We start from the raw sequence: 23,026 nt of genomic DNA on the forward strand, positions 1-23,026 counted from the left end.
GCATTAAATAAGTGAAGAAGCCCCGCACGAAAGTGCGGGGCTTTTTTACGTCTGCACTTTGCCACGTTAAGCTGAAACATTTTCATTTTCTGCATCAAACCTCGACATCTTACATCGATCAGGCTAATGTTGGGCATCCAGATGTCTAAACGTTTATATGGTTGTAAGAGGTGAGCAGGTTATGCCAATCAGGGTTCCCGACGAATTACCGGCAGTGAATTTTTTGCGTGACGAAAATGTCTTTGTGATGACATCGTCGCGCGCCAGTGTTCAGGAGATCCGCCCGCTTAAAGTGCTCATACTGAATCTGATGCCGAAAAAGATCGAAACGGAGAATCAGTTTCTGCGTCTGCTTTCCAACTCGCCCTTACAGATCGATATTCAGCTGCTGCGCATCGACAGCCGTGAGTCACGCAATACACCCACTGAGCACCTCAACAACTTCTACTGCAATTTTGAAGATATCCAGCATGATAACTACGATGGCTTAATCGTGACAGGTGCACCACTCGGGCTGGTTGATTTTAATGATGTCGCTTACTGGCCACAGATTCAGCGCGTTCTGCACTGGGCCAATGAGCATGTCACCTCAACCCTGTTTGTCTGTTGGGCGGTTCAGGCCGCGCTTAACATTCTGTATGGTATCCCCAAGCAAACCCGGCATAACAAACTGTCTGGCGTCTATGAACATCAGATACTGCATCCCCATGCGTTACTGACCCGCGGTTTTGATGATAATTTCCTCGCACCGCACTCACGCTATGCTGATTTTCCCACTCATTTGATAACGGATTACACCGATCTTGAACTGTTTGCTGAATCGGAACAAACCGGTGCCTATCTGATGGCGAGTAAAGACAAACGTCTGGTGTTTGTTACCGGTCACCCGGAATATGATGCCCTGACGTTGTCTGGTGAGTACCATCGCGATTATGAAGCGGGGGTGAATCCGGAAGTCCCTTATAACTATTTCCCGCAGGATAATCCGGTATTGCCACCCCGCGCCACCTGGCGCAGTCACGGCAATCTGCTGTTCTCGAACTGGCTCAACTACTACGTTTACCAGATCACGCCGTTCGATCTGCGTCACATGAACCCAACGCTGGAATAGTCCTGTCTGAAGATCAACTGAACCGTGTTAGCCGATGGCAACACGGTTTTTTTTCGCCTTTAAAACTTTAAATGAAAGCGATTCCTTTAATGGATTAAAGTTTTATTTCATATAAAACATAAGGATAGGTTAATTTATATTTAAAAATGGAAATAGTTTTTGATTTAAAAAAATAAATGCTTATGCTCTGATCCTGTAGCTCACAAAATAAACACCGTGTGGATCCGCTGCTTTCGATCCTTTGAATACAGGAGAACGCCAGCATGACAGACTCAGTGATCAGCCATACCCTGATTTTCAGCCAGCCCTTTAGCCATGCAGAACAGCAGCTGTTAACGCCCGAGGCTGTTTCTTTTTTAGAGTCTCTGGTCGCACGCTTTGCACCGCAACGCGAAGAGCTGTTATCGGCTCGCCAGCAGCGTCAGCAGCAATATGACCAGGGCTATCTGCCAGACTTCGATATGGAAACGGCTTCCATAAGAGCCAGTGAATGGCGTATTCAATCTATTCCGGCAGATTTAGAAGATCGTCGGGTCGAGATCACCGGTCCACCCGATCGGAAAATGGTGATTAACGCCCTGAACTCAAACGTTAAAGTCTTTATGGCCGACTTTGAGGATTCGCTCTCTCCGGAGTGGTCGAAGTTGATTGAAGGGCAGCTGACACTGCGCGAAGCAGTACAGGGCACCCTGAGTTATACCAGCGACAAGGGCAAAATTTATCAGCTCGGCTCTACCCCTGCGGTGCTGATGTGCCGGGTGCGTGGTCTGCATCTGTCAGAAAAACATGTCAGCTGGCAGGGGAAGGCAATTCCGGGCGGGCTGTTTGATTTCGCGCTCTATTTCTTCCACAACGTCCGGCCATTACTGGCCAAAGGCAGCGGGCCTTATTTCTATCTGCCGAAAACCGAGAGCTGGCAGGAGATCGCCTGGTGGCGTGAGATCTTCAGTTTCAGCGAGGATCAGTTCGATCTGCCGCGTGGCACGATCAAAGCCACTGTCCTGATCGAAACCTTACCCGCCGTGTTTCAAATGGATGAGATCCTGTGGAATCTGCGCGATCACATTGTTGGCCTCAACTGTGGCCGCTGGGATTACATCTTCAGCTATATCAAAACCCTTAAACAGCATGCGGATCGCGTGCTGCCGGATCGCCAGTCCGTCACCATGTCTCAGCCGTTCCTGGACGCTTATTCGCGACTGCTGATTAAAACCTGTCATCGGCGGGGTGCTTTTGCGATGGGCGGGATGTCAGCGCTGATCCCCGCTAAAGATCCCACGCGCAATGCCTGGGTACTGCAGCGCGTGACGGAAGATAAGCAGCGGGAGGCAGGTAACGGGCATGACGGCACCTGGATTGCTCATCCTGGTCTGGCAGATACCGCGATGGCGGTCTTCAACGCTGCGCTGGGCGACCGGCCAAACCAGCTGCAGGTCATGCGGGAAGAGGATGCGCCGATCACAGCGGAGCAGTTGCTGGCGCCCTGCCAGGGTGAGCGCACCGAAGCCGGTATGCGCGCCAACATCCGTGTTGCGCTGCAATATCTGGAAGCGTGGATCAGCGGTAACGGCTGTGTCCCGATTGACGGACTGATGGAGGATACCGCCACCGCTGAGATCGCACGCACCTCAATCTGGCAATGGATTCATCATCAGCAAATGCTGAACAACGGCCAGCAGGTCACAGCTGAACTGTTTCTGCGCTGGCTTAACGAAGAGCTGCATCTGCTGCAAAACGCGCTGGGCGAAGCCCACTTCAGCGCCGGTCGCTATGACGACGCGGCGCAGTTGATGGCTCAGATCACCACCGAGCGCGAGCTGGTTTCCTTTCTTACCCTGCCAGGCTATCGCCTGATCCCCTGAACAGAGGAGTTATTGCCATGACACGTACTCAACAGATCGATCAACTGGAACAACTCTGGCAGACCGCACGCTGGCAGGGCATTACCCGCCCTTACAGCGCAGCAGAGGTCGTCAATCTGCGCGGCTCGGTCTTGCCCGCCTGTACGCTGGCAGAGCGCGGTGCGGAAAAATTATGGGCGTTGCTGAATGGCGAGGCGAAGAAAGGGTATATCAATAGCCTGGGTGCGCTGAGCGGCGGGCAGGCACTGCAGCAGGCCAAAGCGGGCATCGAAGCGATCTACCTTTCTGGCTGGCAGGTAGCGGCGGATGCCAACGTGGCGGGCCAGATGTATCCCGATCAGTCGCTCTACCCGGTGAACTCGGTGCCGGAAGTGGTGACGCGCATTAATCAAACTTTTCAGCGCGCCGATCAGATTCAGTGGTCCAGCGGCATTGAAGCGGGGGACAGCCGGCACACCGATTTCTTCCTGCCAATTGTGGCCGATGCTGAAGCCGGTTTTGGCGGCGTGCTGAATGCGTATGAGCTGATGAAGGCGATGATTCAGGCGGGCGCGGCGGCGGTCCACTTCGAAGATCAGCTGGCGGCGGTAAAAAAATGCGGTCACATGGGCGGCAAAGTTCTGGTACCGACTCAGGAAGCCATTCAGAAACTGGTAGCGGCACGGCTGGCTGCCGATGTGATGGGCGTGCCAACCGTGCTGCTGGCACGAACTGATGCCGACGCTGCTGACCTGATTACCTCAGACTGCGATGAATACGATCGTCCCTTTATCCAGGGCGACCGGACGGCAGAAGGCTTCTTCCGCACCCACGCCGGCATTGAACAGGCGATCAGTCGCGGGCTGGCCTATGCACCTTATGCTGACATCCTGTGGTGTGAAACCTCAACGCCGGATCTGGCGATGGCGCAGCGCTTTGCCGACGCCATTCATGCGCGTTTCCCCGGCAAGCTGCTGGCCTACAACTGTTCACCGTCGTTCAACTGGAAGAAGAACCTCGATGACCGCACCATCGCGAAGTTTCAGCAGGCGCTCAGCGACATGGGCTATCGCTTCCAGTTCATCACGCTGGCGGGCATCCACAGCATGTGGTTCAACATGTTCGATCTGGCCCACGCCTACGCCCAGGGCGAAGGGATGCGTCACTATGTTGAAAAGGTTCAGCAGCCTGAGTTCGCTGCCCGCGATCGCGGTTACAGCTTCTCTTCGCATCAGCAAGAGGTGGGCACCGGCTATTTTGATCAGGTAACCAATATCATTCAGGGCGGTAAGTCCTCGGTCACCGCGCTCACCGGTTCGACCGAAGAGCATCAGTTCTGACCCTTTTCCTCTGACTGATTCCCCGTCCGCAAACCGCGGGCGGGCGTTTACCGGAGCTGATTATGCCGCCACGCGAATCATTGATCGCCCACACTATCCTGCAGGGTTTTGATGCACAGTATGGTCGCTTTCTCGACATCACTGCTGGCGCACAGCAGCGGTTTGAGCAGGCGGAATGGCAGGCGGTGCAGCATGCCATGAAGGCCCGTATTCATCTCTATGACCATCACGTCAGCCTGGTTGCCGATCAATTGCGGGTGCTGAACGGCGCGGCCAGCTGGGATGAGATGTTCTGGCTGCGGGTTAAGGATCACTATCAAAGCCTGCTGCCCGGCTATCCACGGCATGAAATTGCCGAAAGCTTCTTTAATTCTGTCTACTGCCGGTTACATGGACATGCCGATCTGCAGCCGGACCGGCTGTTTATCTTCAGCTCTCAATCCCTGACCGCGCCGGTCACACCTTTGCGCCCGTTATCGCGCCGTTATCAGCCGGAGCGGGGCTGGCTGGCACTGGTGGATCAGGTGTTGAGCGATTTACCGCTGACGTTGCCGTGGCAGCAGCGCGCTCGCGATGTCGGCTGGATTGTCCGCCACCTGCAGTCGCATTTTCCCCGGCTGAACCAGGGCTGGCTCGAGGTCAACAGTGAACTCTTCTATCGTAACAAAACCGCCTGGCTGGTGGCGCGGCTGCATCTGCCGGAAGGCATCTTGCCCTGTCTGCTGCCGATCCAGCGCAGTGAAACGGGCGAACTGTGGATCGACACCTGTCTGACCGATGTGAATGACGCCAGCATTGTGTTTGGTTTTGCCCGCGCCTATTTCATGGTTTATGCGCCGGTGCCTGCGGCGCTGGTTGCCTGGCTGCAACCGATTCTGCCTGGCAAAACCCTGGCGGAGCGCTATATGGCGATTGGCTGCCAGAAGCACGGTAAAACCGAGAGCTATCGCGAGTATCTTCAGGCGCTGGCAGAGAATGAGACGGCCTTTGAGATCGCACCCGGCGTGCGCGGCATGGTGATGCTGGTCTTCACGCTGCCGGGTTTTGACTGGGTGTTCAAGGTCATCAGGGATCGCTTCGCGCCGCAAAAAGAGGTGACGGAAGCGCAGGTCCGCGCCTGTTATCAGCAGGTCAAAGAGCACGATCGCGTGGGACGTATGGCGGATACGCAGGAGTTCGAGCAGTTTGCGCTGCCGCTGTCGCGCATCTCACCGGCGCTGCTGGCAGAACTCCACGCCTGCGTGGCTGAGAAGCTGCATATCGAAGGCGATCGCCTGATTATTCGTCACCTGTGGCTGGAGCGCCGTATGCAGCCGCTTAATCTCTACCTGGCCCAGGCGAATGCCGCAGAGCGGCGTCACGCGATTGAAGAGTATGGCAATGCCATCCGACAGCTGGCGGCGGCCAATATCTTTCCCGGAGACATGCTGTTTAAAAACTTCGGCATCACGCGCCATGGCCGGGTGATTTTTTACGATTACGATGAGATTCGCCCGATGCAGGAGCTGCACTTCCGGGATGTGCCCGCGGCGCGCTATGAGGAGGATGAACTCAGCGCCGAGCCCTGGTACAGCGTCGGGCCGGACGATGTCTTCCCGGAAACCTTCCGCTATGCGTTATGCAGTGAAGCTGCTACCGGCACATTGCTGTTGCAACTGCATCCGGAGATATTCGACGCCCGCTGGTGGCGCGCGCAGCAGCAGCGCATCGCCCAGGGCCATGTGGAAGAGGTGATCGCCTGGCGGCAGACGCAGCGTTTCAGCGTCTGCTACGGCGCAGATAAAGTTAACGACCGCTGTACGCCAGCGTAACCTGGCGCGCTTCGCGGATGACCAGTGCACCTAATTCAGTAATCCGATCGTCAGTCATGCGGGCGATGGGGCCGGAGATGGAGAGCGCGGCAAACGCCTCGCCATGTTCGTCATAGATCGGCGCGGCGACACAACGCAGTCCAAGCGCATGTTCTTCATCATCAAATGAGAAGCCCGCTTTGCGCACCAGCGCCAGATTCTCTTTCAGACTCTGCGGCGACATCAGGGTTTTCGGCGTGTAGTAATGCAATCCTTTCTGATGCAGCAGGGCGGTGACCTGCTCATCGCCCAGATGGGCCAGAAACGCTTTGCCTGCGCCAGACGCATGCATCGGCAGCTTGCCGCCAATCGGCGCGGACATTCGCATCAGCTGGGTACACTGTACCTGATCAATGATCACCGCCTGGTGATCGCTGAGATCCAGCACCGCCAGATTCACCGTTTCACCGGACTGCTCCATCAGGCTACGCAGCACCGGGTGTACCAGCGCCAGCAGGTTACGGCTCTGCAGGAAACTGCTGCCGACCACGAAGGCGTGTGCGCCGATCGTCCACAGCCCGAGATCGCCCACCTGCCGGACAAACCCCTGCTGCTGCATGGTGCTGAGCAGGCGATGCGTGGTGGAGTTAGGCAAACCCGCCTGCTGAGCCAGCTCGGTCAGCGCTACGCTGCCATGTGAGTCAGCAATCAGCTCCAGCAGCGTCAGGCCGCGGGTCAGCGATTGCACCTGACCTCCCGCGGGTGCGGCGACAGGGGTGCCACGGGGTTTCTTGCCGCGCTTAACAGGAACCGGGGTTGCCATCATTGTTCTCCTTTTGCATTGTGGAAATCATTTTCGTTTTAATCACGCGCATTGCAAACGCTGGTTTTCTGGTCAGACCTGTACAGCCGTGACCTGAAAATCTCTCAGTCGAGGTTACTTTGTCGCCTGACCAGCTTGTGCCAGAATGAAAAACGGGCTTTTCCGCCAGCAGACTGACGTGAATGGGGCAACAGTGAGCAATAAAATCGACGCGTTAAAACAGCAGCTCGCACAACGCATTATGGTGCTGGATGGGGGGATGGGCACCATGATCCAGAGCTATAAGCTGGAAGAAGAGGATTATCGCGGCAGCCGTTTTGCTGACTGGCCTTGCGATCTCAAAGGCAATAACGATCTGCTGGTGCTGAGTAAACCGGCGGTGATCCGCGAGATCCACGACGCCTATCTGGCGGCGGGTGCGGATATCCTCGAAACCAACACCTTTAACGCCACGTCGATTGCGATGTCGGATTACCAGATGGAACGTTTATCGGCGGAGATCAATTTTGAAGCGGCCCGCCTGGCGCGAGCCTGCGCCGATGCGTGGACGGCGAAAACGCCGGATCGTCCGCGTTATGTTGCGGGTGTGCTCGGCCCGACCAACCGCACCTGCTCGATCTCACCCGACGTCAACGATCCTGCCTACCGTAACGTTACTTTTAATCAGCTGGTGGAGGCGTACCGCGAATCGACCCGCGCGCTGGTGGAGGGCGGGTCCGACATCATCATGATTGAAACGGTGTTCGATACGCTGAATGCCAAAGCAGCCGTCTATGCGGTGCAGACCGAGATGGAAGCGCTGGGCGTTGCGCTGCCGCTGATGATCTCCGGCACTATCACCGACGCCTCCGGCCGAACGCTCTCCGGCCAGACCACCGAAGCTTTTTACAACTCGCTGCGTCACGCCGAACCGCTCTCTTTTGGCCTGAACTGCGCGCTGGGACCCGACGAGCTTCGTCAGTATGTGGCGGAACTGTCGCGCATCGCTGAAGGCTACGTGACCGCCCATCCCAACGCCGGTCTGCCCAATGCCTTTGGCGAATATGATCTGGATGCGGAACTGATGGCGCAGCAGATTGGTGAATGGGCCACCGCCGGATTCCTGAACATTATCGGCGGCTGCTGTGGCACCACACCGCAACATATCGCTGCCATGGTGGCGGCGGTTGAAGGCGTTGCACCGCGTCAGTTGCCGACGATCCCGGTGGCCTGCCGTCTCTCCGGTCTGGAGCCGCTTAACATCACCGCAGAGTCACTGTTTGTTAACGTCGGTGAGCGCACCAACGTCACCGGCTCGGCAAAATTTAAACGGCTGATCAAAGAAGAGAAGTATAACGAAGCGCTGGAAGTGGCGCTGCAGCAGGTGCAGAGCGGCGCGCAGATCATCGATATCAACATGGATGAAGGCATGCTCGACGCCGAGGCGGCGATGGTACGCTTTCTGAATCTGATTGCTGGCGAACCCGATATTGCCCGCGTGCCGATCATGATCGACTCCTCAAAATGGGAGGTGATTGAGAAAGGGTTGCAGTGCATTCAGGGCAAAGGGATCGTGAACTCAATTTCGATGAAAGAGGGTGAAGCGGCCTTTATCCATCATGCGCGTCAGGTCCGGCGTTACGGCGCGGCGATGGTGGTCATGGCGTTTGACGAAGTGGGTCAGGCGGATACCCGCGCCCGAAAAATTGAGATCTGCCGCCGTGCTTACCGGATCCTCACCGAACAGGTCGGCTTCCCGCCGGAAGATATAATCTTCGACCCCAACATCTTTGCGGTCGCCACCGGCATCGACGAACACAACAACTACGCCATGGATTTCATTGGTGCCTGCGAAGATATCAAGCGCGAGCTGCCCCATGCGATGATCTCCGGCGGCGTCTCCAACGTATCGTTTTCATTCCGTGGCAACGATCCGGTGCGTGAAGCGATACATGCCGTCTTTCTCTATTACGCCATCCGTAAAGGCATGGATATGGGCATCGTCAACGCAGGCCAGCTGGCGATTTATGATGATTTGCCGGCAGAACTGCGCGAGGCGGTAGAGGATGTGATTCTTAACCGGCGGGATGATGGCACCGAGCGGCTGCTGGCGCTGGCGGAGAAATACCGTGGCGGCAAAAGCGATGGCTCGCAGGAAAAACAGCTCGCGGAATGGCGCAGCTGGGACGTGGTGAAACGGCTGGAGTATTCGCTGGTCAAGGGGATCACCGAGTTTATCGAGCAGGATACCGAAGAGGCGCGCCAGCAGGTACCACGGCCGATAGAGGTGATTGAAGGCCCGCTGATGTCCGGCATGAACGTGGTCGGTGACCTGTTCGGTGAGGGCAAGATGTTCCTGCCGCAGGTGGTGAAATCGGCGCGCGTGATGAAGCAGGCGGTGGCGTATCTGGAACCCTTTATCGAAGCCAGCAAAGAGGCGGGGCGCAGCAACGGTAAAATCGTGCTGGCCACGGTCAAAGGCGACGTGCACGACATCGGGAAAAATATTGTCGGCGTGGTGCTGCAGTGTAATAACTACGAAATCATTGACCTTGGCGTGATGGTGCCGGGCGAAAAAATTCTCAAAACGGCGCGCGAAGTGAATGCGGACATCATCGGCTTATCAGGCCTGATTACGCCGTCGCTGGATGAGATGGTCAACATGGCGAAAGAGATGGAGCGTCAGGGCTTTACCTTACCGCTGCTGATTGGCGGCGCGACCACCTCGAAGGCGCATACCGCTGTCAAAATTGAGCAGCATTACAGCGGCCCGACGGTCTACGTGCAGAACGCCTCACGTACCGTTGGCGTGGTGTCGTCGCTGCTCTCCGCCACCTTAAAAGAGGATTTCGTCGCCCGAACCCGCAAAGAGTACGAGACCGTGCGCATTCAGCATGCACGCAAAAAGCCGCGCACGCCGCCGGTCTCGCTGCAGGCGGCGCGCGATAACGCCACCTCAATTGACTGGGAGAGTTACACGCCACCCGTGCCGCATCGTCCCGGGGTCAGCCAGGTGGAGGCCAGCATTGAAACGCTGCGCAACTACATCGACTGGACGCCATTCTTTATGACCTGGTCGCTGGCGGGCAAATATCCCCGCATCATGGAGGATGAGGTGGTGGGTGAAGAGGCGCAGCGTCTGTTTGCCGATGCCAATGCGATGCTCGACAGATTAAGCCAGCAGTCGCTGCTGAAGCCACGTGGCGTGGTCGGTATTTTTCCGGCTAACCGGGTCGGCGATGATATTCATCTCTACAGTGATGAGCGGCGTGATGAGATTTTGTGTGTGAGTCATCACTTACGCCAGCAGACCGAAAAAACCGACTTCGCCAACTACTGTCTGGCGGATTTTGTGGCCCCGAAATCGAGCGGCAAAGCGGACTATCTCGGTGCTTTCGCGGTGACCGGCGGGCTGGAAGAGGATGCGCTGGCGGAGGCGTACGATCGTCAGCATGACGACTACAACAAGATCATGGTGAAAGCGCTGGCTGACCGTCTGGCGGAAGCCTTTGCCGAATACCTGCACGAGCGGGTACGTAAGGTGATCTGGGGCTTCGCGCCCAACGAAAATCTCAGCAATGAAGAGCTGATTCGGGAAAATTATCAGGGGATACGTCCGGCGCCAGGCTATCCGGCCTGCCCGGAGCACACTGAGAAAGCCGCCATCTGGCGTCTGCTGGCGGTGGAAGAACAGACCGGCATGAAGCTCACCGAATCCTTTGCCATGTGGCCGGGCGCGTCAGTCTCTGGCTGGTACTTCAGCCATCCTGACAGCCGCTATTTCGCCGTGGCGCAGATCCAGCGTGACCAGGTGGAAGATTATGCGGCACGCAAAGGGATGTCGGTCATGGAAGTGGAGCGCTGGCTGGCGCCGAATCTCGGCTACGACGCGGACTAAATAAAAAAGCGGCCTGAGGGCCGCTTCAGACTGCTGACAAATCCAGCTCCGGTTAAATCTGGCAGCAATAATGAAGAAACTCAACGCGCAGGGAACCCGGTCAGAGGAGGAAAGCGTCCCGCGCCAGGGACGGCGCGGGCCGAGCGGCCAGGGATGGCATTAGCGCCTTTCCGATCTGACCGGGTTCCCTGAGCAGGCGCGATCTCATTGCTATGCTTTGCTTCAGGCGTATGCTCCCTGAGCCTGCTTTCTGTTAACCGCATGAAACGGCCCTGAGGCCGCCATCTGCTTAGTTAAAGCGCGCGTCGCGATCGGACGTCAGATCATACAGCTGGTACTTGCGACCCAGCATCTGACCGCCATCACGCGTCAGCGGCACCCAGTTCACCTGCGCGCGACCGCGCGTTGGCGTCACGGTGAACAGATCCATTGGGATGGAGATATAGAAGCCTTTGGTGAAGTCGCCTTCGCCATACTCTTCAGACGAGACGTTGGTTTTGGTGGCATAGACACCCACCATCACGCCGCTGTCGAAGCGCTTCGACACATCGACCGTCACACCTTTATCTTTCGCCAGATACTGACCGACGCTGGTTTTCACCAATACATCCTGCATGAACCATGGACGCCAGTAACCCGTCAGGTTGCCGGTTGAGGCTTTGTAGCGATTGAACTGCATCATGTTGTCCCAGTCACGCTGACGGACATAGTTGGCATCGACGCCCACCGCCCAGTTCGCATCGACCGGACGATAGAGCAGCTCGCCACCCACGCCGCCATACATCGTCTCCAGGTACCCGCCGTAAACCTGACCATAGAAGCCGTTACCGAGGTGGCCCATATAGTTCGCCTGCAGATCGTTAACGTAGACGTTGTTCTCAACGTAGTCGCGGATATGGGTACGCACGCGCGGCAGCGAAGAGTCCGCCGGTGCGCCGTTGTAGTTGAACTTGTCGTAGTTGTTGGCGAGGTTACCAAACAGACTACCGCCCACCAGCAGGTGATCCGTCAGCCAGTAATCAGCGTTAGCCATTACGCCGACCTGATACATGTAGAAGCTTTCCGGGCCGCCCACCGACTGATTCAGTACCGGAGAGAGGCTGTAGTTCAGGCGATCCTGACGGATAAACATACCCTGCTCGGTGCTACCCGGATCGACCGGTTCTTTGCGGGTCTGTTGCAGTGGCTGCTCATGGCCCAGCGGATAGCCTTCCAGATTGTTACGCAGGCTGGCGACCTGCGTCTCAGTCGTCACCTGTGGCATGTTAAAGCGCGACTCGGTGACATTGATGGTGTCGATACCGTCAGGCAGGTGGTTCATGATGATGCGGTTCGCACGATCTACCCCTTCACGGGTATCGCGATACTTCGTCTGCTCGCCTGACACATAGATCGTGTGACCCTGAGTCTGAATACGCGGACCATCGAGACCGGCATTGTATTTCAGATCGGTCAACTGAGTGCCCACCACCGTCGGCTCCAGCAACTTAGGTTGCGGCTGCGGATTGTAGGAAGGCTTCTCACTGTCGATGTGCGCCTGACGCAGATCGTTGAAGTTGGTGCGAATGGTGACACCAAACATAAAGGTGTTACCGCGTTCGTAGCTGGCGTTGATGTCAGCCCAGTCGGTCACGCGATAAATCGCGCCGACGTTGAGCTTGCTGCGCTGCTCAAGGCGACCAGCAAAGTCATTCTGGTAGTCGTTGCCCTCATACTCCATTTTAAGGCGCAGCGGCTGCCAGGGCGTCTGATACTCCACGCCGCCAAACAGCGCCGTCGGGCCGTGGAACATCTGCGAGCCGTTGATTGAACCCGCTTCGCCCACCTGCGGACGCTGGCAATAGCTGTCGCTGTATGAGCAGAAGGGGTTCTTCACGGTGCCGCTGTTGCCGAGATAGCCCCAGCCAAGCCCCAGGGTAAAGTCGAACGGTCCCCATGCTTTGGTCGCCACCAGGTATTCGCTGTCGAACAGACCGGTACCGCCCAGATCGCGGGTGCCCACCGCCACTTCCGGCAGCCAGAAGCCCTCCTGCCACAGACGGAGTTTCAGGTCGAAGGCTTTATCTTTATAGCTCTGCGTGCCGCTGAATTCTGAGACCGCACTGTACTGACGGGTACGCACGTCGGTATACCGCACCGTGGTCTCCAGCCAGGGAAAGAGCTGCAGTGACGCGGAGTAGTATCGGTACTGATCGTTGTCGCGTGCGTTGAGGCTGAACTCGCCCTCTTTGGCCATGCGCGCCGTCGGCACCTGCATCAGACCCACGCCGCCGAAATCGGATTGTGAAGGGCCCACCGGCTCGGGCCAGGTGTCAGCCTGCGCCTGACAGGCTGCCGCCACGGAAACAGCCAACAGGCTGAAGAGATAACGTTTTTTCATCAGTCTGGTATCCGGTGAGTCAGTACGGAAAGGATGCGTTCATTAAGGTCTTCATAGCTGCCTGGCAGGCTCCATGACGAAAAGCCGAGCCAGATAATGCTGCCTGGCTCCACTTCCGCGTGGCGATGATTCCAGTAGGCAACCGGCACCTGCTGTGTGGCGCCTGAAGGTGCAATCACGGTGACAAAATTGCGTTCTGCCCCGGAGAGTGCGTCATGACCATCCAGATAGTCGCGTACTGATTTACCCGGCTGCCAGCTCACTTTGCCAGCGCCGCTCAGCGCGCCGAGCAGCAGTACAGAATCTGAGGGGGCCTGCAGATAGAGGTCATAGCTGCCTTCCAGCCGACGGTTGTCAGCCGGATGCAGACGGATCCAGTCCGGGTCGAGCGACGTGAACTGGCGACCTGCTACTTTGATGGCGCTCAGCTGGCGGATCACCTCATCAATGGCCGCCGCCCGATCGCCGCTGCTGTCGGCACGCCAGGCACGTAACGCGCCCAGCGTCTGTTGATAGTGCTGCTGTGCCACTGCGCTGGCGCCGCGCTCGGCAATAAAGGTCGTGCGCCAGTCAGTGTTGATCTGCAGTGGAGGCAGAGTCACCAGCTGGGAGAGATCCGCGACCTGGCTCAGCTCAGCCTGACCGCCGTTGTGCGGTGCATGAACGATAACCTGCGCAGTTGCCTGCGCTTCTGCGGCGCTGAACAGGCTCAGCCCGGCCAGCAAAAAAGTGATTTTTTTCATGATTTCGCCGGCTTCAGAATAGTGATATCTACAGGGAAGGCGTCTGCCGCCAGCATCTGATGGGCCTGCACCACATCGCCGCTGCTGTTATCGATCCAGAAGGTGTTTTCCCACTCGCGGTTACTGCTGTCGATGCTCACCTGCTCATGCCAGACGCGGCACGGAATGCGGTTGCCCGCCACGGTCAGGACTTCGTCGGTGCCGCGCTGGAAGGTTGAACGCACAGTCGCGCCGCGAACCTTGCCCTGTTCGGTCCACTGCACGATGCGGGTCCAGCCTGCACCGTTGCTGATATGCAGGCTGTCAGCGAGCGGATCCTGTTGCAGATTGCTGACGCTAAGCAGGTTATCCGGCAAGCCCAGGGTTTTAACCAGGCGGCCATGCTGTGTCACCAGCATCGCCTGATCCTGTGTCACCCATTTCTGCTGACCTTTCTCGTTGTAGCCGAGCACTACAAAAATGCGCGGACCTTCATTCAGGCGAGCATAGAGACTGGCATAGGGAAGATTGTTGACCTGTTGATCGGTAACGGTCACGTCGTCCGGACCGTTAACCGCAAGCAGCAGAGTCTGTTCAAGACCTTTTTGCGTTTGTGTACAGGCCTGCAGCAGCAGGCAAGCGAGCAGCAGAGGAAGTTGGCGCACTGTGTGTCCCTGATAAGTCATGCCAAAGTAAAAAATAACCACACAGGCGTGTGGTTATGTTTAAAGGTGCTCTGCCCGTCCCGTTCCGGCTGCAGAAATACAGGTTACGTGGCTCAGCGTCCTCACTCACCGAAGTCAGTGGTTCAGCCTCTGCCCGTTTGCTGCAGATCAGCAATCAGACGGGGGTCGGGCATCCATCAACGAGTGGTGCTCGTCGTGGTCGTGGTTGTTGTACCGGTATTTGCACCGTCACCACCGCCAGAAGCGGCAATGCCGAGCCCGACCAGCGCGCCAAGTGCACCGATACCCACAGCGGTCGACGTGCCAGCAGAGATTGCTCCCGCCTGCGCGCCAGCTGCGGTACCAGCTTCTTCCGGCGCAGCAAATGCACTGGAAGAGACGGCAACGAAGATCAAGGCTGCACCGGCAACCATAGTTTTTTTCATAACAGCGTTTCCTGCATTGAGTGAATGAAGGATCTCTGTCCGCTGAGGTTGCAACGCAGTCAGACTGCGGCAAAATCGACGGACAGTCCCATTGCGGGCGCGTTCAGTATAGGGCAACAAAATACCAGAGTTCAGCACCGGAAAAACCAGGGTGAATAGCGGGGTGGACACGTGATTTAATTAGCTGGATTGGGGATAACTACTTTTTATATCGGAATATTTCGGGCTGATGCCAGATATTTCGCTACTGGCGAATCAATTGCAAAGCGTAATGTTCTTTTTTATTAATATCTGGTACGGAATAAGAATAATCAGAATTTACTCAGGATTGCTGAAACTGAATATGATTATGAATCAATAGCTAACAATAGAGTTTACCCGATTTCAGGACCATTTTATACTTTATGCTGGCCCGTTCAGCGCATCGATGTTCAGAATTATCTTAGGTTATTTTAAGACTTTTCCCTGACAACCCATGCTCTCCAACGATATAAACAGCCCATTCAGATGTAAAAACAGTCAAAAAAAGGGCGGCAAAGTGGCCGCCCGATGAAATTAACGCCGATTAACGCCAGGATTTATAGCGGTTAATTAAGGCATTAGTGGAGCTGTCGTGAGTGGTAACTTCGTCCTCGTTTTCCAGTTCCGGCAGAATACGGTTCGCCAGCTGCTTACCTAATTCCACACCCCACTGATCGAAAGTGAAGATATTCAGGATGGCACCCTGAGTGAAGATTTTGTGCTCATACAGGGCAATCAGTGCGCCCAGGCTGTAAGGGGTAATCTCACGCAGCAGGATGGAGTTAGTCGGGCGGTTACCTTCAAACACCTTGAACGGCACGATATGGGCCACAGACTCTGCAGATTTACCGGCATCGGTAAACTCTTTCTCTACGACGTCGCGTGACTTACCAAACGCCAGCGCTTCAGTCTGGGCAAAGAAGTTAGAGAGCAGCTTCGGATGGTGATCCGCGAGTGCGTTATGGGTAATGGCCGGGGCAATAAAGTCGCATGGAACCAGCTTGGTACCCTGGTGGATCAGCTGATAAAACGCGTGCTGACCGTTGGTGCCAGGTTCGCCCCAGATGATGGGGCCAGTCTGGTAGTCCACCGGATGACCGGCACGATCCACATACTTGCCGTTTGACTCCATATTGCCCTGCTGGAAATAGGCGGCAAAGCGGTGCATGTACTGGTCGTAAGGCAGAATCGCTTCGGTTTCAGCACCAAAGAAATTGTTGTACCAGATGCCAATCAGCGCCAGCAGCACCGGCAGGTTCTGCTCAGCCGGCGCAGAGGCGAAGTGCTGGTCCATGGCATGTGCGCCGCTCAGCAGCTGCTCGAAGTTATCGAAACCAATCGAGAGAATGATCGACAGGCCGATCGCTGACCACAGTGAATAGCGGCCGCCAACCCAGTCCCAGAATTCAAACATGTTGTTGGTGTCGATACCAAATTCGCCCACCGCTTTGGCGTTGGTCGACAGCGCAGCAAAGTGTTTCGCTACGTGCTGCTGGTCGCCTGCCGTTTTCAGGAACCAGTCGCGCGCGCTGTGGGCGTTGGTCATGGTTTCCTGGGTGGTGAAGGTTTTCGATGCCACCAGGAACAGGGTGGTTTCCGGGCTGAGGTCTTTCAGCGTTTCGGCGATGTGGGTGCCGTCAACGTTAGAGACAAAATGCATGTTCAGATGGTTTTTGTACGGGCGCAGCGCTTCAGTCACCATAAACGGGCCGAGGTCAGAGCCGCCGATACCGATATTCACCACGTCGGTGATCGCTTTACCGGTATAGCCTTTCCATTCGCCGCTGATGATGCGCTCAGAGAAGCCTTTCATCTTATCCAGCACCGCGTTGACCTCTGGCATCACATCTTTGCCATCCACCAGAATCGGCGTGTTACTCCGGTTACGCAGCGCGACGTGCAGCACAGCACGATCTTCGGTGCGGTTAATCTTCTCACCCGAGAACATAGACTTAATGGCACCGCTCAGGTCGGTCTCTTTGGCCAGCGCCTGTAACTTATCGAGGGTTTCCTGGGTGATGCGGTTTTTGGAGAAATCCACCAGCATCTGATCATCAAAGGTGGCAGAGAATTTGGCAAAACGATCGGCATCCTGGGCGAACAGATCGGCAATTTCTACCGACTTCATCTGCTCAAAATGCTGTTGCAGCGCTTTCCAGGCTGCGGTTTGTGTCGGATTGATATTTTTCATGGCAACACTCTTGTTGATATTAAGAACCGTCATTCCATCGGAGGCACATCATGCCCGTTTAGCGTTTCAGTATGACCACAGTTGTAACTGAAAGGAAAAATTTTGTCAGCGCGCGCCGGACAGGCGATCTGAACGCCGCTGTTTATCGCCAGCATTCACTGGCGCGAACAGCCAGCGGACCGCAGAGGCAACGCGCGGTAAAGTGTGACGCGAAAGTCTGCGCAAAACGTTGTGCCGTATCAGGGATTGCTGCATGGGCTGAACCCATTAAGCACTGTAGCCGCTGCGACGCAGAGTCATTTGTTTTCTGATGCGGCGCTCCGGGCATCGCTGACATTGACAGCAGGTCCAGAAAAGGCTAGATCTATGCGCCTACTTGCGCACCTGTGCGCAAGCCAGAAGAGGCGCGTCGCCCAGGCAGTGTGTTGGAGGAACCGTATCCGGTGAAAACACATGATGGGGAGCGACGCCGAGGTGGGTCAGCACGCGGTGTGCTGCCTGTCGGCTACAGGGGCTGAATCCTCTGGGTTGTCACCAGAAACGTCTGCAGTCGACGTTTCGCAAGGTGGGGCGCTTCTGGGTGACTCGTCTATCCGATCTTGTCCGCCCGTTTCTGCTCTTTCCTTGTGCCTGGCTGAAAGAATGTTTCTCGACCCTTTCATCGGCGAGAACAAGATAACCTGACACGAGGTTCTACATGTCTCAAACACTGATAGTGGCAAAATTCGGCGGCACCAGCGTAGCCGATTTTGAAGCGATGAACCGCAGCGCCGATGTTGTGTTGCAGGACGCCAGCACGCGTCTGGTGGTGCTCTCTGCTTCGGCGGGCATTACTAATCTGCTGGTTGCGCTGGCTGAAGGCCAGCAGGCTCCCCAGCGCGCTGTGCTGCTTGATGATATCCGCCGTATCCAGTACGCCATTGTTGATCGCCTGCAGCGTCCGGAAGTGATCCGCGATGAAATCGATCGGATGATCGACAATATCAGCATGCTTTCCGAAGCCGCCTCACTGGCCACCTCGAATGCCCTGACCGATGAACTGGTCAGCCACGGTGAGCTGATGTCATCACTGCTGTTTGTGGAAATTCTGCGTGAACGCCAGGTTAATGCGGAGTGGTTCGATGTCCGCAAGGTAATGCGTACCGACGATCATTTTGGCCGGGCAGTACCGGATGTACAGGTGCTGGCGGAGCAGGCGACGGCGCAGTTACAGCCGCGCATTGAGCAGGCATTGGTCATTACTCAGGGGTTCATCGGCAGTGAAAGCGAAGGGCGCACCACCACCCTGGGTCGCGGCGGCAGTGATTACACCGCCGCGCTGCTGGGCGAAGCGCTGAATGCGGCGCGTGTGGATATCTGGACGGATGTGCCGGGCATCTACACCACCGATCCGCGCGTGGTGCCGACGGCGAAGCGTATTGATGAAATTACTTTTGAAGAAGCCGCTGAAATGGCGACGTTCGGTGCGAAAGTGCTGCACCCGGCGACGCTGCTTCCCGCCGTACGCCGGGGTATTCCGGTATTCGTCGGTTCCAGCAAGGATCCGGCAGCCGGTGGGACCCGCGTCTGCAATGAAACCCGCAACCCGCCGCTGTTTCGGGCGCTGGCGCTACGCCGTAAGCAGACGCTGTTAACGCTGCACAGCCTTAACATGCTGCATACGTTTGGTTTTCTTGCTGAACTCTTCAATATTCTGGCGCGTCATAACGTCTCGGTTGACCTGATCACCACCTCCGAAGTGAGCGTGGCGCTTACGCTCGACACCACCGGATCGACCTCAACCAGTGCCAGCCTGCTGACCCAGGCTTTACTGACTGAACTCTCGTCGCTGTGCCGGGTTGAAGTGGAAGAAGATCTGGCGCTGGTGGCGATTATCGGCAACCAGCTGTCAAAAGCGTGCGGCGTCGGCAAAGAGGTGTTTGGTGTGCTCGACCCGTTCAACCTGCGGATGATTTGCTACGGTGCCAGCAGCTACAACCTCTGCTTCCTGGTGCCGGGCAACGATGCGGAAAGCGTGGTACGTACGCTGCATCGTAATCTGTTCGAGTAGGCTTCTGTGGCATTCAGGCCGCGTCAGCGCGGCCTGAAAAGCGGCAAAAAAGGTTCATATCTCCCTCATTACTCCCCGGCACGCGACTTCCGATAAATCCCATTAATACAGAAAGTTACAGCCTGTTATTGCCAAATGGCAATCCCTTTCTCTGCGCATTTCGTGCACCTGCATTGCGCTCCCTTTCCGCAGATTTATAATCCCGCCGCTGAATCAATTCACCCAAATTTAGGAAATATCATGAAAAGGTTAGTCGCAGAGGCGCTGGGTACCTTCGTACTGGTGGCCGGCGGTTGTGGTAGTGCCGTGCTGTCAGCTGCGTTCCCGGAGCTGGGCATTGGCTTCATGGGCGTGGCGCTGGCTTTCGGGCTGAGCGTGCTGGTCATGGCGTATGCGGTCGGTCACATCTCAGGCGGGCACTTTAACCCGGCGGTGACCCTGGGATTAGTGGCAGGCGGACGTTTTCCCGCGTCTCAGGCTATCCCTTACATCATCGCGCAACTGGCTGGCGGCATTGCCGCTGGCGCGGTGCTCTATCTGATCGCCAGCGGTAAAGGCGACTTCAGTGCAGCGGCCAGCGGCTTTGCGGCGAATGGCTACGGTGAACACTCGCCGGGCGGCTTCAGCCTGCAGTCAGGTATGATCGCCGAAGGGGTGATGACCGCTATCTTCCTGATTGTGATTATGGGTGCCACCAGCGAGCGCGCGCCGAAAGGCTTTGCACCTATTGCGATCGGCCTGGCGTTAACCCTGATCCACCTGATCAGCATTCCGGTAACCAATACCTCGGTTAACCCGGCACGCAGCACCGCGGCAGCCCTGTTCCAGGGTGACTGGGCGATCTCTCAGCTGTGGATGTTCTGGTTAATGCCGATTATCGGTGCCGTGATTGGTGGTTTGATCTACCGCGGTTTAGAGGAAAAAGCAGCGTAATTTCTTCGATATGCAGCGGATCGGCAGCAGTCGATCCGCATTTTGCCGCCTCGCCCCATCTTCGCCTTACGCCATGATAATGAAATGTTATGATCCCGCCTTCGTCACGGCAGTCGTTCCTGCATGATGACTCTCTATGGCAAATCTGCATAAAACATAACATTCTTATAAGGAAGTCTGGCTATGCTCGCCACGTTAACCCGCCTGTTCCCGCTCTGGGCCGTGCTGTTGTCTGTCGCCGCTTATTACTCTCCAGGTACGTTTCTCGGCATCGGACCCTGGGTCACTTATCTGCTGATGCTGATTATGTTCGGCATGGGTGTGACCCTGAATATCGACGATTTTAAACGGGTCCTGACCCGACCTGCGCCGGTGATTGCCGGAACCTTTCTGCACTATCTGGTGATGCCGTTAGCCGCCTGGGGACTGGCAAAACTGTTTCATATGCCGCCCGATCTGGCTGCCGGTATGATTCTGGTCGGCTCAGTTGCCAGCGGCACCGCCAGCAACGTCATGATCTATCTGGCGAAGGGGGATGTGGCGCTGTCGGTGACCATCTCGTCAGTCTCTGCGCTGGTGGGTGTGTTCGCCACGCCGCTGTTAACCCGCTTTTATGTTGATACCCACATTCAGGTTGATGTGGCTGGCATGCTGCTGAGCATCGTGAAGATCGTCGTGATCCCCATCTCCCTGGGACTGATCATTCATCACAGTATGAACAGCGTGGTTCGCCGGGTGGAACCCTGGCTCCCTGCGTTTTCGATGGTCTGTATTCTGCTGATCATCAGTGCGGTGGTGGCGGGCAGTCAGGCCTTTATTGGATCGGTGGGTCTGATGGTGATCGCGGCGGTGATCCTGCATAACGCGATTGGCCTGCTTGGCGGCTACTGGGGCGGTAAGCTGTTTGGCTTCGATGAGTCAACCTGCCGTACCCTGGCGCTGGAGGTCGGCATGCAAAACTCCGGTCTGGCGGCGACGCTGGGCAAACTCTACTTCTCACCGCTGGCGGCATTGCCAGGCGCGCTGTTCTCGGTATGGCACAACCTGTCAGGTTCACTGCTGGCGGGTTACTGGTCAGGAAAGCCGATTAAGAAGAAGTAACAGTGGCGGCGCATTATTGCACTGCGCCGCATCTCACTGCTGCCGCGCCGGACGATCGCCGCTCCGGCGCGGCAGGTTATTCACTCCGCTCAGTTTTATTCATAGTCACGTTCATCGTCGGGCTGTTCCAGCACCGTGTAGGCCACACTACAAAACAGTGAATTCAGGCGCTTCATGTCGCCCAGTAAACCGAGATGCAGCGAACTGGTCTCAATACTCTGCACGTTCTTCTGGTGCAGGCGGTCAACATGCGCATGAGAGTAGCGGCGGATCATCAGACGGAAACGATGTTTAGCGCGACGCAGACGTTTAGCGCTGGTGATATCGTGTGACAGAAACACCGACAGACTCATTCTGAGGTTAGCGATCAGCAGCTCATGCAGCTCCTGCAGCTCTTTTAATCCCTCGGCAGAGAACGCGCGGCCCGCTGCCAGCGACTTGTCAGCGACATCGCCGCTCATCCGCTCAATGATGTCCCCGGCCTGCTCCAGATTTAGTGACATTTCAATGATTTCGCCCCAGCGACGTGAGTCCTCTTCGGGGAGGTCCTCTTTTGGCATCCGCGCCAGATAGAGTTTGATGGCGGTATAGAGCACATCGACATCATCATCCAGCCTGCGCACCGTGCGTTCCTCGCGGGATTCGCCATGTACCACCTTATTAAACGCCTCCAGCATCTGCTCCAGCACGTCGCCCATGCGTAACGCTTCGCGGGCGGCATTCACCAGCGCCAGCGCCGGCGTATCCAGTGCGCTGCGATCGAGGTGCTTCGGCTTGAGGTGCAGGGCGTTATCCACGTCGTCGGCGATCATACGGCGACAGAGGCGCGCCATCAGGTCAGCAAACGGCACCATCGCCACGCAGCGGATCAGGTTGTAAAACACATGGAAGAAAATCACTAACTCTTCATCGTTGACCGGCAGCTTATCCAGCCACTCCGCCACAATATCGACAAACGGCAGGATGAACACACAGCCGATCAGCTTGAACAGCAGGCTGCCGAGCGCCACGCGCTTGCCCGCGGCATTCGAGCCGCTGGCGTTGATCATCGCCAGCAGGCCGCTACCGAGATTGGCACCAATCACCAGACAGAGCGCCACCTTGAACGAAATCACGCCGGTGGCGGTGAGCGTCGCGGTGATCAGCACCGCGGCCAGGCTGGAGTAGCTGATGATGGCGAACACCGCACCCAGCAGCGCATCGAGCATCACGTCGCCGGTCAGGCTGGAGAAAAGCACCTGGACACCGGCGGCCTGGGTAATCGGGCGAGCCGCTTCGACAATCAGCTGCAGCGCCAGCAATATCAGGCCCAGGCCAATACTGGCCCGGCCTAACTGACCCGCACGGGTCTGCTTGCGGCTGAGGAAGAACACCACGCCAAAGAAGATAAACAGCGGCGAGAGCCAGGAGAGATCAAACGTCAGGATACGCGCCATAATCGCGGTGCCGACATCCGCGCCAAGAATCACCACCAGCGCGGGCGTCAGGCTGACCAGATTCTGCGCCACAAAAGAGGTCACCAGCAGCGTAGTGGCGTTGCTGCTCTGCACCAGCGTGGTCACGCCAATGCCCGCCAGAAACGCCATCGGTTTTTTTTCTATGCTGCGGCTCAGGACGCGGCGCAGATCGGCACCGTAAACCCGCATGATGCCGGTTCGTACGATATGCGTGCCCCAGACCAGCAGGGCCACCGCAGAGAGTAAATTAAGCAGGGTTAACACGTGGTGTCGCTCCT

The 23,026-nt window shown here is 56.7% G+C and carries 15 protein-coding genes and 1 riboswitch; of the genes, 8 read left to right on the plus strand and 7 right to left on the minus strand.

The features are described 5' to 3' along the window. Positions 1 to 181: 181 nt before the first annotated feature. From metA to aceK, 4 genes are all read left to right on the plus strand, one after another. The gene (gene metA / locus HFD94_RS10355) at positions 182 to 1,111 is read left to right on the plus strand and encodes a homoserine O-succinyltransferase (RefSeq protein ID WP_010252696.1); all 930 of its coding nucleotides are present in this window, start codon (positions 182 to 184) and stop codon (positions 1,109 to 1,111) included. Between the two features lie 263 nt (positions 1,112 to 1,374). After that, on the plus strand, positions 1,375 to 2,973 hold the full coding sequence (gene aceB / locus HFD94_RS10360; RefSeq protein WP_167433126.1) for a malate synthase A: 1,599 nt from the start codon (positions 1,375 to 1,377) through the stop codon (positions 2,971 to 2,973). Between the two features lie 17 nt (positions 2,974 to 2,990). Beyond that, on the plus strand, positions 2,991 to 4,292 hold the full coding sequence (gene aceA / locus HFD94_RS10365) for an isocitrate lyase (protein WP_010672196.1): 1,302 nt from the start codon (positions 2,991 to 2,993) through the stop codon (positions 4,290 to 4,292). 62 nt (positions 4,293 to 4,354) lie between these two features. Continuing rightward, complete coding sequence (gene aceK / locus HFD94_RS10370; protein WP_167433127.1) at positions 4,355 to 6,103, plus strand: bifunctional isocitrate dehydrogenase kinase/phosphatase; 1,749 nt, start codon at positions 4,355 to 4,357, stop codon at positions 6,101 to 6,103. Here the strand turns inward: aceK and iclR are convergent. Further along, a complete protein-coding gene (iclR, locus tag HFD94_RS10375; RefSeq protein ID WP_010252683.1) occupies positions 6,078 to 6,905 on the minus strand; it encodes a glyoxylate bypass operon transcriptional repressor IclR in 828 nt (275 codons plus the stop codon). The two genes, aceK and iclR, sit on opposite strands and share 26 nt — an antisense overlap. Before the next feature lie 193 nt (positions 6,906 to 7,098). Between iclR and metH the strand changes: the two genes are divergently transcribed. Further along, the gene (metH, locus tag HFD94_RS10380; protein ID WP_167433169.1) at positions 7,099 to 10,782 is read left to right on the plus strand and encodes a methionine synthase; all 3,684 of its coding nucleotides are present in this window, start codon (positions 7,099 to 7,101) and stop codon (positions 10,780 to 10,782) included. Positions 10,783 to 11,071: 289 nt separating this feature from the next. Here metH and HFD94_RS10385 read toward each other — a convergent pair whose 3' ends face one another. From HFD94_RS10385 to pgi, 5 genes are all read right to left on the minus strand, one after another. Then, positions 11,072 to 13,162: a YjbH domain-containing protein gene (locus HFD94_RS10385; RefSeq protein WP_033770826.1), complete on the minus strand. Its 2,091-nt coding sequence runs from the start codon at positions 13,160 to 13,162 to the stop codon at positions 11,072 to 11,074. Next, positions 13,162 to 13,905 carry a capsule biosynthesis GfcC family protein gene (locus tag HFD94_RS10390; RefSeq protein WP_167433128.1) on the minus strand — a complete coding sequence of 248 codons (744 nt, stop codon included), beginning with the start codon at positions 13,903 to 13,905 and terminating at the stop codon, positions 13,162 to 13,164. Before HFD94_RS10390 ends, HFD94_RS10385 begins: the two co-directional genes overlap by 1 nt. Continuing rightward, positions 13,902 to 14,549, minus strand: coding sequence for a YjbF family lipoprotein (locus HFD94_RS10395; protein WP_010672200.1), 648 nt, complete (start codon positions 14,547 to 14,549; stop codon positions 13,902 to 13,904). The genes HFD94_RS10390 and HFD94_RS10395 overlap by 4 nt, the downstream gene beginning before the upstream one ends. A gap of 197 nt (positions 14,550 to 14,746) precedes the next feature. Further along, the gene (gene yjbE, locus HFD94_RS10400; RefSeq protein WP_010252668.1) at positions 14,747 to 14,995 is read right to left on the minus strand and encodes an exopolysaccharide production protein YjbE; all 249 of its coding nucleotides are present in this window, start codon (positions 14,993 to 14,995) and stop codon (positions 14,747 to 14,749) included. A 565-nt stretch (positions 14,996 to 15,560) separates the two neighbouring features. Continuing rightward, positions 15,561 to 17,207 carry a glucose-6-phosphate isomerase gene (gene pgi, locus HFD94_RS10405; protein ID WP_010672201.1) on the minus strand — a complete coding sequence of 549 codons (1,647 nt, stop codon included), beginning with the start codon at positions 17,205 to 17,207 and terminating at the stop codon, positions 15,561 to 15,563. Positions 17,208 to 17,598: 391 nt separating this feature from the next. Then, positions 17,599 to 17,791: riboswitch (Lysine riboswitch) on the plus strand. A gap of 113 nt (positions 17,792 to 17,904) precedes the next feature. Here pgi and lysC point away from each other — a divergent pair. From lysC to panS, 3 genes are all read left to right on the plus strand, one after another. Then, the gene (gene lysC, locus HFD94_RS10410; RefSeq protein ID WP_022625207.1) at positions 17,905 to 19,257 is read left to right on the plus strand and encodes a lysine-sensitive aspartokinase 3; all 1,353 of its coding nucleotides are present in this window, start codon (positions 17,905 to 17,907) and stop codon (positions 19,255 to 19,257) included. A gap of 240 nt (positions 19,258 to 19,497) precedes the next feature. Next, complete coding sequence (gene aqpZ / locus HFD94_RS10415) at positions 19,498 to 20,190, plus strand: aquaporin Z (RefSeq protein WP_010672203.1); 693 nt, start codon at positions 19,498 to 19,500, stop codon at positions 20,188 to 20,190. A gap of 183 nt (positions 20,191 to 20,373) precedes the next feature. Next, positions 20,374 to 21,291, plus strand: a complete 918-nt coding sequence (panS, locus tag HFD94_RS10420) for a ketopantoate/pantoate/pantothenate transporter PanS (protein ID WP_010252655.1) — start codon at positions 20,374 to 20,376, stop codon at positions 21,289 to 21,291. 95 nt (positions 21,292 to 21,386) lie between these two features. On the opposite strand, the gene HFD94_RS10425 is transcribed toward panS, so the two are convergent. Further along, complete coding sequence (locus HFD94_RS10425) at positions 21,387 to 23,012, minus strand: Na/Pi cotransporter family protein (RefSeq protein ID WP_010672204.1); 1,626 nt, start codon at positions 23,010 to 23,012, stop codon at positions 21,387 to 21,389. Between the last annotated feature and the right edge of the window lie 14 nt (positions 23,013 to 23,026).

This window comes from Pantoea sp. EKM20T, from assembly GCF_011800485.1.
Taxonomy (GTDB): domain Bacteria; phylum Pseudomonadota; class Gammaproteobacteria; order Enterobacterales; family Enterobacteriaceae; genus Pantoea; species Pantoea agglomerans.